Here is a 12943-nt window from a genome sequence, read left to right as displayed (position 1 = left end):
CGTCCTTGACCAACCTGACCTGCACCCCACCGGAGTGTTCCGCCTATCCTAGAGCCCCAGTTCGCGGGCAATGAGCATCAACTGGACCTCTGTGGTGCCCTCGCCGACTTCCAGGATCTTGGAATCACGGTAGTGCCGGGCCACACGGTACTCATTGATGAAACCGTAACCGCCGAAAATCTGCGTGGCGTCGCGCGCGTTGTCCATGGCCGCCTCACCGGCAACCAGCTTGGCCATGGCAGCCTGGGTCTTGAACGGCTTGCCGGCCAGCATCCGCGCCGCTGCGTCATAGTAGGCCAGACGGGCGGTGTGGGCGCGGGTCTGCATGCGGGCGATCTTGAAGGAAATAGCCTGGTTGGTGCCGATGGCGGCGCCGAACTGTTCCCGCTCCCTGGCGTAGCGCAGCGACTCCTCCACGCAGCCCTGTGCCGCTCCCGTGGCCAGGGCGGCGATGGCGATGCGCCCTTCATCGAGGATCTGCAGGAAGTTCGCATAACCGCGCCCCTCGGCGCCCAGCAGGTTTGCTTCCGGGACGCGCACGTTCTCCAGCGTCAGCGGATGGGTGTCCGAGGCGTTCCAGCCCACCTTGTTATAGGCCTTTTCCGCGGTGAATCCGGGCGTGTCAGTGGGGACCATGATGGTAGAGATCTGCTTCTTGACCCGGGTTCCACCCTGCCCGTCCGGGACTTCGGAGGTGCCGGTGACGGCGGTGACGGTGACCAGGCGCGTGATGTCGGTGCCGGAGTTGGTGATGAACTGCTTGCTTCCGTTGATCACCCATTCTCCGTTGTCCCGGTAAGCCTTGGTCCGGGTACCGCCGGCATCGGAGCCGGCTTCGGACTCCGTCAGGCCAAAGCCGGCCAGCGCTTCACCGGAGGCCAGCATGGGCAGCCACTGCTGCTTCTGCTCCTCGGTGCCGAACCGGTAGACGGGCATGGCGCCCAGGGAAACGCCGGCCTCCAGAGTGATGGCCACCGACTGGTCCACCCGGGCCAGCTGCTCCAGCGCCAGGGCGAGGGCAAAGTAGTCGCCGCCCATGCCGCCGTATTCCTCCGGGAACGGCAGGCCGAACAACCCCATCTCGCCCATCTGCGCCACCACCTTGTAGGGGAAGCTGTGTTCCTCGTCGTGCTGCGCGGAGACGGGGGCCACCACGGTATCCGCGAAGTCACGGACCATGTCCACCAGGTCCTGGTAATCCTCACTCAGTTCAAAATCAGGCATGTCCTGCTCCTTCGAGCGGTTCGGCGGTCCCGGCGGCGGAAGCTGCGGCCGGGGATGCTACGGGTTCTTCGGGTGCTGCGGGTTCTTCGGGTTCAGCAGGTTCAGGATCGGGCGTTACCACGGCCAGCACCTGGTCGGCCTTGACCAGGTCACCGGGGCGCAGGTTCAGGGAGACGACGCCGCCTGCCGGAGCAACAAGCTGGTGCTCCATCTTCATGGCTTCCACGCTGAGCAGTGGCTGGCCGGCGGTGACCCTGTCGCCGTCGGCCACTGCCACGGCCACCACGGTGCCGGGCATCGGCGAGCGCAGCACCGGATCGGCGGCGCCTTCGGCCCTGCCGGCCGACGCCCGGTCCGCGGCCAGCAGTTCAGTCCGGGTCCTGCGCCGCAGGGGCGCGGCGTAACCGGCATCGGCGGTCCACAGGATCGGCGTTGCACCGTCCTCGCCGGGAAGAGAGGCCAGCATCAGCGGATACATGACGCCGTTCAGCGTCACCAGGGCATGGTGTCCGTCCCGGCGCAGCGAGGCGCTGCGCTCGGGTCCGCCGTTGACGGTGACCGCAGCGTCGGAGGCACTGCCGCGGAGGATGACGACGTCGTCGGGCAGCTCGGGATCCGCCGCGGCGAACACGAGGGTCAGCGGTGCCCGCACCCCCAGCCGCCAGCCGTCGGCCCGGCCCCAGGGAGACGGTCCCGCCGCGAGATCCTCCGCCGTCGCCAGTGCTGCGGCAGCCAGTTCAGCCTCGCCGGGCCGGCGGAAATCCAGGTCCGGAAGCTTGCGCTCGATCATGGTGGTATCCAGGCGCCCTGCCCGCACGTCCGGGTCATTAATCAGCAGGCGCAGGTATTCAATGTTGGTGCCGATGCCCAGGATGACCGTCTGTGCCAGAGCCGCGTCCAGCCGGCGCAGTGCGGTGTCCCGGTCCGGCCCCCAGGCGATGATCTTCGCCAGCATCGGATCGTAGCTGGAAGACACCCTCAGGCCGGGCAGCAGGGAGGAATCCACCCGGATGCCCTCCCCCGCGGGCTCCTGAAGGACATGAACCCGCCCGGAAGTGGGCAGGAAGTCACGGGCGGGATTTTCCGCGTAGACCCGGGCCTCCACGGCGTGCCCGTCCAGGCGGACGTCGCCCTGGTCCAGGTCCAGCTTTTCTCCGGCAGCAATGCGCACCTGCCATTCCACCAGGTCCAGTCCGGTCACCATTTCAGTCACCGGATGCTCCACCTGGAGCCGGGTGTTCATCTCCATGAAGAAGAACTCCCCGGGTGCGGCATCGGAGACCAGGAACTCCACGGTGCCGGCACCGGTGTAATCCACCGACCGGGCGGCGTCGCACGCGGCCTCTCCGATGCGGGCACGCGTGGCCTCATCCAGCAGGACGGAGGGCGCTTCCTCAATGACTTTCTGGTGCCGGCGCTGCAGCGAGCACTCCCGCTCCCCCAAGTGAATGACGTTGCCGTGCGTGTCCGCCAGGATCTGGACCTCGATGTGCCGGGGCACCGCGATCAGCCGTTCCAGAAAGAGGGTGTCATCGCCGAAGGCCGAAGCGGCCACCCGGCGTGCGGTGGGCAGCACGGCGGTGAGCTGATCCGCCTGCTCCACCACGTGCATGCCCTTCCCGCCCCCGCCGGCGGAGGGCTTGATCAGCAGCGGGAACCCCACCCCGGCCGCTGCGGCGATGAGCTGCTCATCGGTCAGGCCGGGCTCGGCGATGCCGGGAACCACGGGAACCCCGTGGGAGGAGACATGGTTCTTGGACCGGATCTTGTCCCCCATCAGTTCCAGGGCCTTTACCCCGGGGCCGATGAACACGATTCCCGCCTCCTCCAGCGCGCGGGCGAAGTCCAGGGACTCGCTGAGGAAGCCGTAGCCGGGATGGACCGCCTGCGCGCCGGCGGCACGGCAGGCGGCCAGGACGGCCTCCACGTTGAGGTAGCTCTCGCGCGGTGCGGCCGGACCCAGCCGCACCGCAACGTCGGCCTCACGCACGTGCCGGGCGCCGGCGTCGTCGTCGCTGTAAACGGCAGCGGAACGGATGCCCATCCGCCGCAGCGTGGCGATGATGCGGCAGGCAATTTCGCCGCGGTTGGCTACCAGGACGGTGTCAAAGCGCTGTTCAGTCATTAGTGGCTCACATCCGGAAGAGGCCGAAGGAGGTCTCCGGCAGCGGGGCGTTGGCGCAGACGTCCAGGGCCAGGCCCAGGACGGTGCGGGTGTCCGCCGGGTCGATGACGCCGTCATCCCACAGCCGGGCCGTGGAGTAGTACGGGCTGCCCTGGGTTTCGTAGGTGTCGCGGATGGGTGCCTTGAACGCTTCTTCGGCGTCCGCGGCCCATTCCTCGCCGCGGGCTTCAAGCTGGTCGCGCTTGACGGTGGCCAGGACCGAGGAGGCCTGTGCTCCGCCCATGACCGAGATGCGGGCGGCGGGCCACATCCACAGAAAGCGCGGTGAGTAGGCGCGGCCGCACATCGAGTAGTTGCCGGCTCCGAAGGAGCCGCCCACAATCACGGTGAGCTTGGGAACCCGGGCGGTGGCGACGGCGGTGACCATTTTGGCGCCGTTCTTGGCAATGCCGCCGGCCTCGTAGTCCCGGCCCACCATGAAGCCGGAGATGTTCTGCAGGAAGATCAGCGGGATGCCGCGCTGGTCGCACAGTTCAATGAAGTGCGCGCCCTTGAGTGCGGATTCGGAGAACAGGACCCCGTTGTTGGCCACGATGCCCACGCGGTGTCCGTGCAGCCGGGCGAATCCGGTGACAAGGGTGGCTCCGTACTCCTTCTTGAACTCGGAGAACTCACTGCCGTCCACCAGGCGGGCGATCAGTTCCCGCACGTCATAGGGGGTCTGCAGGTCCGCGGGCACCGCCCCGTAGATCTCCTCTTCGGAGTACGACGGCGGCCGGGTCGGCAGGATTTCCCAGGCCGGGGTTTGTTCGGGCAGGGTTTCCACGATGGTGCGCACGATTTCCAGTGCGTGGGCGTCATTGTCGGCCAGATGATCGGTCACGCCGCTGATTCGCGAGTGCAGGTCTCCGCCGCCAAGTTCTTCGGCGGTGACGATTTCGCCGATGGCTGCCTTCACCAGGGGCGGCCCGCCGAGGAAGATGGTGCCCTGGTTGCGCACGATCACGGTTTCATCGCTCATGGCCGGGACGTAGGCCCCGCCGGCGGTGCAGGAACCCAGCACCGCGGAAATCTGCGGGATCTTCCGGGCGGACATCTGTGCCTGATTGAAGAAGATCCGGCCAAAATGCTCCCGGTCCGGAAAAACGTCGTCCTGCTTGGGCAGGAACGCACCGCCGGAATCCACAAGGTAGATGCACGGCAACCGGTTCTCGAGCGCAATCTCCTGGGCCCGCAGGTGCTTCTTGACCGTCATCGGATAGTACGTGCCGCCTTTGACGGTGGCGTCATTGGACAGCACCATCACGTGGCGGCCCTGCACGAGGCCGATCCCTGCAATCAGGCCTGCCCCCGGGCACTCGTCGTCGTACATGCCGTTGGCTGCCAGCGGCGAAATCTCCAGGAACGGGCTCCCTTCATCCAGCAGCCGGTCCACGCGTTCACGCGGCAGCAGCTTCCCGCGTGCCGCATGGCGTTCCCTGGAGCGAACCGGTCCGCCCAGAGCAGCCTGCGCCAGCCGTTTGCGAAGGTCCTCGGCAAGTTCCGCCTGGGCAACGGCGTTTGTCGAGTAGTCGGGTGAGGCGGGATCCAGCCGGGTTGCAAGGGTCTCCATTGACGTCTCTCTGCTTGGTGCGGGCAGCTGTTCGGCACATGTGCCGGAAGCTCCATCGCCAGTTAATGACGGCTAACTCAAATCAGGTTATTGGTTATTAACTCAGCTGTCCACCACAATGGAAGCTGTTTGTGAATCGAATCTGCCGGAAAGGTTGGCATGAACGCAGCCAAAGAAGGAACAACCCCAGCAGCTCCTTCGAAACACGGAAAACCTGTGTCCGCCGCCCGAACCACCGGACGCAGCCTCGCCAAGGCATCCCGCAGGGCAGCCATGCTTGAGGCCGCTGCCTCGCTTTTCGCTGAACGCGGCTACAACGGAGTTTCCATTGAAGAACTCGGTGCAGCCGCCGGTGTCAGCGGTCCGGCCGTGTACCGGCATTTCAGCGGCAAACCCGCTGTTCTGTCCGCCTTGCTCGTGGGAGTGAGCGAGGACCTCCTGGAGGGCGGGAAAGCTGTCATGGCCGAGTCCGCCACCGCTGAAGCGGCGTTGCGGGGACTGGTGGAATTCCAGGTGGACTTCGCCCTGCGACAGGCCAACGTGATCCGGGTCCAGGACCGGGACCTCAACAGCCTGCCCGCCGAGGATGAACGCACGGTGCGGTCCCTCCAGCGCCAGTACGTGGAGGTGTGGGTTGATGCACTGTCCGCCCTGCACCCCGACTGCGGCCTTCCGCTGCTGCGGCACCGGGCCCAGGCGGTCTTCGGACTGATCAACTCCACCTCGCATACCCTGCACGACAAGATGAAGCCCCGGGAGACGCTGCGGCTTCGTTCACTCCTCGAAACAATGGCTTGGGCCGCCCTGAATGCCTAGTAGTCTGATTCAAACCCCTCGAGCAGAAAGACCTGCTGTGATTGAGCTTCGTGCCGTAGTTCCCGCCGACCTGGATGAATTCTTCTCCCATCAGCTGGACCCAAGTGCAAACCATATGGCAGCGTTCGCCGCCAAGAATCCGTCGGACCGCGGTGTGTTTGACCACCACTGGCAGACCATCCTGAACGATCCCAGCGTGACAGTCCGCACCATCGTGGCCGACGGTGACGTGGTTGGCGGCATCATGGCCTACCGCGACGGCGGCGTCCCGGAGATCAGCTATTGGATTGACACCGACCGTTGGGGCCAGGGCATCACCACCAAGGCCGTTGGGCAGTTCCTCGAGGAATTCTCGGAGCGGCCCATCCGGGCCCGGGCTGTTGCGGACAACGCCGGCTCCATCGCCATCCTGGAAAAGTACGGCTTCACCGTGGTGGGCGAGGCCCAGGGTTTCTCCAATGCCCGCGGCGCCGTGGTGCGCGAACTCGAACTCGAACTGCGCTAGCCGCACCGGCAACAACCAAACAGAGACCCGCAGGCCCTGCCAGGGGGCTGCGGGTTTCTGCTGTCCTGCGGAGCTACATCAGCGCAAGCGCCATCGCCGGTTCCTCCAGCACCGCTCCCACATCGCTCAGGAAGCGGGCACCCTGTTCGCCGTCCACCAGCCGGTGGTCAAAGGACAGGCTGAGGGTCATGACCTGGCGCACTGCGAGCGCGCCGTCATGCACCCAGGGCTGCTGGCGGACAGCGCCGAGCGCCAAAATGCCTGCCTCCCCGGGATTGAGGATGGGTGTACCGGCATCAATGCCGAAAACCCCCACGTTGGAAATCGAGAACGTTCCGCCGGAAAGGTCCGCCGGCGTCGTTTTGCCGGCCCTCGCGGTCTGCGCCAGCGTTCCCAGTGCAGCGGCCAGCTCACGCAGCCCCAGCGCCTGGGCATCCTTGACATTGGGAACCATCAGTCCGCGCGGCGTGGCCGCCGCGATCCCGAGGTTCACGTACCGGTACTGCACGATGTCGCGGGCAGCCTCATCCCACCGCGAATTCAGCGACGGATGCCGCTGAAGCGCCAGGCACACGGCTTTTGCCGCCAGTGTCAACGGGGTCAGCTTGACGCCCTCAAACGTCTTCTGCCCGCGAAGCCGTGCCAGCAGCTCCATCGACTCGGTGACATCAACGGTCAGGAAGACGGTCACATGCGGAGCGGTGAAGGCACTGGCAACCATGGCCGCAGCAGTGTGTTTGCGCATCCCGGCAATGGGAACCCGTTCCTCGCGTACGCCGGACGCTCCGGCCCCGGGCGCCGGACCCGGGTCAGCGGACGACGGCGGCAGCAGCCGGGCGCCAACGTTCGGCTGGGTCGCATCCCCCAGCACATCGGCTACATCGGCTGCGTTTTCTTCCGCCGCACGGGTGACGTCGGAGCGGACGATCAGACCGTGGGGACCCGTTCCGCTGATGTCGGCCAGGTCAATCCCCAGGTCCCGGGCGAGTTTGCGCACCGGAGGGGTGGACCTCGGACGTTCAGCTGTCGGTGACACTGAAGACTCTGCCACGACGTTCGGCTCCGCTGCGCCGGCGTTCGGCGAAGCGGGCGCCGGCGCGGGTGCTGAAGCAGCCGCCGCAGGAGCCTGCGCCTGGCCGTCAGTCAGCCAGCGCCGGCGGGCCGGCCTGCCGGTCCTTTCGGGCACGGCGCCGTAACCCACGAGGTTGGGCGTACGCTTTTGCGGTTCCTCCGGGGAGAACGTGACAGGAGCAGTGCCCTCGGCTGTTGCGCCGGACGCACCGGCCCTGCTGCCTGCATCGCCTCCGTTGCCCGTATCGGTTCCCGCTACCTCGAAGGACACAATGGGTGCGCCCACCTCCACCACGGTGCCGGCCTGTTCATGCAGCTGGGCAACCCTTCCGGCATAGGGTGAGGGCAGTTCCACCACGGCCTTGGCGGTTTCGACGTCGGCAATGACCTGATTCAGGGTGACGATGTCGCCCACGGCCACGTGCCAGCTGACGATTTCAGACTCGGTGAGGCCTTCGCCCAAATCCGGCAGCAAAAATTCCTTGATCACAGACCGGCCCCTTCCAGTGCGGGAGCGGCGGCAGCACCGAACGGACTCTGCGAGTTTGGACGGCGCATGGCGCGGTCCACGCCGTCCAGAATCCGGTCCAGGTCCGGCAGATGGTGGTGCTCCAGCTTGGAGGACGGGTACGGAACATCGAAGCCGGTGACCCGCACGGGAGCGTGTTCAAGATAGTCGAAGCACCGCTCGGTAATGCTGGCGGAGATCTCCGCACCCACGCCGCCGGACTGGCCGGCCTCATGGGTGATGACAAGGCGCCCGGTTTTGCGGACGGATGCCTCCACCGTGGCGAAGTCCACCGGCGACAGCGACCTCAGGTCGATGACCTCCACGGAAACGCCCTCGTCCGAGGCTGCCACCGCCGCGTCGACAGCGGTCATGACCAGCGGACCGTAGGTCACCAGGGTGACGTCGGTGCCCTGGGCAACAACGCGTGCCGATCCCAGCGGCATTGCGCCGTCGAGCGTCTCATTGACTTCGCCCTTGACGTGGTACCGGCGCTTGGGTTCGAAGTACAGCACCGGATCATTCGAGGCGATGGCCTGCTGGATCATGGTGTAGGCGTCCTGGGGGTTGGACACGCTGACAACGCGCAGGCCCGAGGTGTGGGTGAAATAGGCTTCCGGGGATTCCGAGTGGTGTTCGGGCGAACCGATGCCGCCGCCAAACGGCACCCGGATGGTCAGCGGCATGTTGACCGTTCCGCGGCTGCGGTAGTGCATCTTGGCCACCTGGCAGACAATCTGGTCGAAGGCCGGATAGATGAACCCGTCAAACTGGATTTCCACCACCGGGCGGTAGCCGCGGAATGCCAGTCCGACGGCGGTTCCCATGATCCCGGATTCCGCCAGCGGTGTGTCGATCACCCGCTGTCCGCCGAAATCCTTCTTGAGCCCGTCGGTGATACGGAAGACTCCGCCCAGGGTGCCAATGTCTTCACCCATCAGGACCACCTTGGGATCGGCATCCATGGCGGCGCGCAGGCCGGCATTGATGGCCCGGCCAAATGTCATGGTGCTCATGCTGATTCTCCGTTCGCTCCGGCGTGCCCCGCCGGGGTGCCGCCGTCCCCCTCCGCGCCGTACAGGGCGAGGTAGCGTTCGTAGTCCGCCCGCTGGGTTTCCAGCCAGGAGTTGGGCTCGGCGTAAACGTGGGCAAAGATGTCCAGCGCCGGAGGCGCGGGCATGTTGATGCAGGAGCTGCGCAGTTCGGCGGCGACGGCATCAGCCGTGGCGGCCACAGAGGCCGCGAAATCGTCGGTGAAGTGACCATCGGCCCGCAGCAGCGCTTCGATCCGGCTGATGGGATCTTTGGCACGCCATTCCTCCAGTTCGGCGGCGTCACGGTACCGGGTGGGGTCGTCGGCGGTGGTATGCGGACCCATCCGGTAAGTCACGGCTTCGATGAAGCTGGGGCCGCCGCCGGTGCGTGCCCGGTCCAGGGCTTCACGGGTCACCGCCATAACGGCAAGGACATCGTTGCCGTCCACCCGGACGGAGGGAATCCCGAAACCCGGAGCACGATTGGCGATAGGAACCTGTGCCTGCAGCCCCACCGGCTCGGAGATGGCCCACTGGTTGTTGGAGCAGAAGAAAACGACGGGCGTGTGGAAACTGGCCGCGAAGACCATAGCCTCGTTCACGTCTCCCTGGCTGGTGGCGCCGTCACCGAAATAGGTGATGACGGCGTCGTCCGTTCCGTCCGCAACCACGCCCATGCCGTAACCGGCGGCATGCAGTGCCTGCGCACCGATGATCACCTGGGTGGGAGCCATGTTGACGCTGAAGGGATCCCAGCCGGCGGCGGCATTGCCGCGCCAGACACGCATGAGGGATTCCGGGTCCACGCCGCGGCACCAGGCAACGCCGTTTTCACGGTAGCTGCCAAACACGAAGTCGCTGGGGCGAAGGGGGCGTGCGGAGCCAATCTGGGCGGCTTCCTGGCCGAGCAGCGGCGGCCAGAGCCCCAGCTGGCCCTGGCGCTGGAGCGCTGTGGCCTCCGTGTCGATCCGGCGGATGACGACCATGTCCTCATAGAGGCTGCGCAGCTGATCGGCGTCGACATCGGAAACCCAGTGGTCGTACGGGGAGGGTGTCCGGGAGCCGTCGGGGCGAACCAGCTGGACGTAGGGGCCGGCCGCGGTGGCGCCGGCATCATGTGGGGGGCGAACAGGAGTATGCAGAGACACGTCGGTACGCATCCTTCCGTGTTGGGCCCCAGGGGTGGCGGGACCGAACCGATGCCCGGGCGACGTTGCCCGGATAGGTGTGACACTACTCACACTCATCAGGTGGCACAACCATCAGCGCTATTGCTGAGCACTATGCCCTACGAGTCGCTGGCGGCCCGTGCTAATCTTTCGCACTATGCGCCTGCTGGACAGTACCGACACCCGACTGCTTCTGGCGATGGCAAAGGATCCCCGGCGCACTGTCGTTGCGCTGGCCACCGCCCTCGGCATCTCCCGCAACACCGTCCAGGCGCGGCTGACGCAGCTGGAAAAGAAGTCGGTGTTCCTGTCCTTTGAGCGCCGGATCAGCCCGGCTGCCCTGGGCTATCCGCTGATGGCCTTTGTTCACGTGCATGTGCAGCAGCAGCGCCTGGCGGAGATTACGGCGCAGCTGGCCGGCATCCCCGAGGTGGTGGAAGCGCACGGTTTGACGGGCGATGCAGACATCCTGCTGCGGGTGGTGGCCGAAGATGCCGAGGACCTGTTCCGGGTGAACAAAGCGATCCTGGCCGTCCCCGGCGTCGAGCGCTGCGACACGAACCTCGCCATGGGCGAACTCATTCCCTTCCGGGTGTCGCCGCTTCTGGAGCGCGGCGAGGCAGGAGCCTGAACCCAAAACACCCGGGTTCCGTACCGAAGTACGGAACCCGGGTGCCCCCCAACGTTTTGAGGCCGGACCGGGTTAGTGGTCCACTGCCTTTTCCGCGCCGACGCCGGTCAGCGAGCGGACTTCCATTTCCGCCTGCTTCTGCGGCGACTCGTCGTCCTTGCCCAGGACAGTTCCGAGCCAGCCAAGGAAGAAGGCCAGCGGGATGGAAACCAGTCCCGGGTTGTTCAACGGGAAGATGGAGATATCGATGCCCGAAACCATGGACGTCTCGGCACCGGAGAAGACCGGCGACAGAATGATCAGCACAATGGCCGAGATCAGCCCGCCGTACATGCTCCAGATGGCGCCCTGGGTGTTGAAGCGGCGCCAGTAGAGCGAGTACAGGATGGTGGGCAGGTTGGCGCTGGCCGCCACGGCGAAGGCCAGGGCCACCAGGAAGGCAACGTTCTGCCCCTGGGCGCCGATGCCGCCGAGGATGGAGACTATGCCGATCACCAGCACCGTGCGGCGGGCAACCTTAACCTCGCCGTCCGCGTCCACTTTGCCCTTGCGGATGACGTTGGCGTAAATGTCATGGGCAAAGGATGCCGCCGCCGTGATGGTGAGCCCGGCCACCACGGCCAGGATGGTCGCGAAGGCCACTGCGGAGATCAGTCCCAGCAGCACCGGGCCGCCGAGGGCGAACGCCAGCAGCGGGGCCGCAGAGTTCACGCCGCCGGGAGCGGAGGTGATGGTCTCGGCCGGGATCAGCGCAGCGGCGCCGTAGCCCAGGATCAGGGTGAACAGGTAGAAGATGCCGATCAGCCAGATGGCCCACACCACGGAGCGGCGGGCTTCCTTGGCCGTGGGCACTGTGTAGAAACGCATCAGCACGTGCGGCAGGGCGGCGGTTCCCAGTACCAGGGCCATGCCCAGGGACACGAAGTCCAGGCGGGTGGTGCCGGTCTTGCCGTACTGCAGGCCCGGGTTCAGGAGCTCCGGGTTGCCGGACATTTCCACTGCGGAACCGAGCAGTTCGGACAGGTTGAAACCATTGATCGCCAGGACCCAGATGGTCATGATGCCGGCGCCGGCAATGAGCAGGCAGGCCTTGATGATCTGCACCCAGGTGGTGCCCTTCATGCCGCCGATCAGTACGTAGATGATCATCAGGGCGCCAACCACGGTGATGACCAGGGACTGGCCGATCTTTGAGTCGATGCCCATCAGCAGGGAGACCAGCCCGCCGGCGCCGGCCATCTGGGCCAGCAGGTAGAAGAAACAGACGGCGAGCGTGGTGATGGCGGCAGCAATCCGGACCGGGCGCTGCTTCAGGCGGAAGGACAGCACGTCGGCCATGGTGAACTTGCCGGTGTTGCGGAGCATTTCGGCCACCAGGAGCAGTGCCACCAGCCAGGCCACCAGGAAGCCGATGGAGTAGAGGAAGCCGTCATAGCCGTTGATGGCGATGGCTCCCACGATGCCCAGGAAGGACGCCGCGGACAGGTAGTCGCCGGCGATGGCAGTGCCGTTCTGGGGTCCGGTGAAGGACCGGCCTGCAGCATAGTAATCGGCCGCAGTTTTGTTGTTGCGGCTGGCCCGCAGCACGACAATGAGTGTCACTGCCACAAACAGGCCGAAGATCAGCATATTCAGCCAGCCGGTTTCCCGGACGGCCTCGGCGGACACCTCGGCCGCCATGATGTTCACCGTGCTCATTTGGTCTCCTCCGGACGGCGGACGCCCTTGGCCTCAAGTTTTTCGCGCAGGTCCGCAGCAATGGGGTCCATCCGGCGGTTGGCGTAGCTGACGTACCACATGGTGATGCCGAAGGTTGTGACGAACTGCAGCAGGCCCAGGATCAGCCCGATGTTGATGTTGCCCCAGACCTGGGTGGACATGAAGTCGTGGGCGTAGTCCGCCAGCAGCACGTACGCGAAGTACCAGAGCAGGAAAACCACGGCCATCGGGAAAATGAAACTGCGCTGCCGCTTGCGCAGCTCCTGCAGCTCCGGAGATTTTTGGACCTCCGTGAAATCGACCGGCGCCGCATGGGCGCCGGATCCGGCGGGTTGCTGTTTTGCCATCGCTCCTCCTTGAGTTGGGCACGTCCCGGCAACCGCCCCTTGGGACAACCGGCTCCGGACAGCACGCACGTACAAATTGTGATCAGCATCACCCTGCTACGAATGGCGCCGGTGCACCAGATTCTCCGGCGCTGCCTCGCTGAACGGTCATTCCCCTGCGGTGAGCGGTCCGGCCTGCCGCG

11 protein-coding genes are annotated in these 12943 nt (G+C 65.9%); 3 read left to right on the top strand and 8 right to left on the bottom strand.

What is annotated here, in order from left to right; translation table 11 throughout:
• Positions 1–48: 48 nt before the first annotated feature.
• The 3 genes from CXR00_RS15220 to CXR00_RS15210 are packed head-to-tail and all read right to left on the bottom strand — an operon-like array spanning position 49 to position 4961.
• Positions 49–1224, bottom strand: coding sequence for an acyl-CoA dehydrogenase family protein (locus tag CXR00_RS15220; RefSeq protein ID WP_104055361.1), 1176 nt, complete (start codon positions 1222–1224; stop codon positions 49–51).
• The gene (locus CXR00_RS15215) at positions 1217–3349 is read right to left on the bottom strand and encodes a biotin carboxylase N-terminal domain-containing protein (protein WP_258060515.1); all 2133 of its coding nucleotides are present in this window, start codon (positions 3347–3349) and stop codon (positions 1217–1219) included. Before CXR00_RS15215 ends, CXR00_RS15220 begins: the two co-directional genes overlap by 8 nt.
• A 7-nt stretch (positions 3350–3356) precedes the next feature.
• On the bottom strand, positions 3357–4961 hold the full coding sequence (locus CXR00_RS15210; protein ID WP_104055359.1) for a carboxyl transferase domain-containing protein: 1605 nt from the start codon (positions 4959–4961) through the stop codon (positions 3357–3359).
• Between the two features lie 273 nt (positions 4962–5234).
• Between CXR00_RS15210 and CXR00_RS15205 the strand changes: the two genes are divergently transcribed.
• On the top strand, positions 5235–5777 hold the full coding sequence (locus tag CXR00_RS15205; protein WP_237685500.1) for a TetR/AcrR family transcriptional regulator: 543 nt from the start codon (positions 5235–5237) through the stop codon (positions 5775–5777).
• 37 nt (positions 5778–5814) lie between these two features.
• Positions 5815–6282 (top strand): GNAT family N-acetyltransferase, encoded by a 468-nt coding sequence (locus CXR00_RS15200; RefSeq protein ID WP_104055357.1) that lies wholly within the window; start codon positions 5815–5817, stop codon positions 6280–6282.
• Between the two features lie 73 nt (positions 6283–6355).
• Here CXR00_RS15200 and CXR00_RS15195 read toward each other — a convergent pair whose 3' ends face one another.
• Genes CXR00_RS15195 through pdhA form a run of 3 tightly spaced genes read right to left on the bottom strand, consistent with a single transcriptional unit; the run spans position 6356 to position 10037 of the window.
• Entirely contained in the window at positions 6356–7843 is a 1488-nt protein-coding gene (locus tag CXR00_RS15195) for a dihydrolipoamide acetyltransferase family protein (protein ID WP_104055356.1), read from the bottom strand.
• Positions 7840–8877: an alpha-ketoacid dehydrogenase subunit beta gene (locus CXR00_RS15190; protein ID WP_104055355.1), complete on the bottom strand. Its 1038-nt coding sequence runs from the start codon at positions 8875–8877 to the stop codon at positions 7840–7842. The genes CXR00_RS15195 and CXR00_RS15190 overlap by 4 nt, the downstream gene beginning before the upstream one ends.
• On the bottom strand, positions 8874–10037 hold the full coding sequence (gene pdhA, locus CXR00_RS15185) for a pyruvate dehydrogenase (acetyl-transferring) E1 component subunit alpha (RefSeq protein WP_258060541.1): 1164 nt from the start codon (positions 10035–10037) through the stop codon (positions 8874–8876). The genes CXR00_RS15190 and pdhA overlap by 4 nt, the downstream gene beginning before the upstream one ends.
• A gap of 184 nt (positions 10038–10221) precedes the next feature.
• Here pdhA and CXR00_RS15180 point away from each other — a divergent pair, with 184 nt between their 5' ends.
• Entirely contained in the window at positions 10222–10695 is a 474-nt protein-coding gene (locus tag CXR00_RS15180) for an Lrp/AsnC family transcriptional regulator (protein ID WP_104055353.1), read from the top strand.
• A gap of 72 nt (positions 10696–10767) precedes the next feature.
• Here the strand turns inward: CXR00_RS15180 and CXR00_RS15175 are convergent, their stop codons facing one another.
• Entirely contained in the window at positions 10768–12393 is a 1626-nt protein-coding gene (locus CXR00_RS15175; protein ID WP_104055352.1) for a cation acetate symporter, read from the bottom strand.
• Complete coding sequence (locus CXR00_RS15170) at positions 12390–12761, bottom strand: DUF485 domain-containing protein (protein ID WP_104055351.1); 372 nt, start codon at positions 12759–12761, stop codon at positions 12390–12392. Before CXR00_RS15170 ends, CXR00_RS15175 begins: the two co-directional genes overlap by 4 nt.
• Positions 12762–12943 lie beyond the last annotated feature (182 nt).

Origin of the sequence: Arthrobacter sp. 9E16, from assembly GCF_002929435.1 — a bacterium.
Taxonomy (GTDB): domain Bacteria; phylum Actinomycetota; class Actinomycetes; order Actinomycetales; family Micrococcaceae; genus Arthrobacter_B; species Arthrobacter_B sunyaminii.
This window is presented reverse-complemented; position numbering and strand designations above follow the sequence as displayed.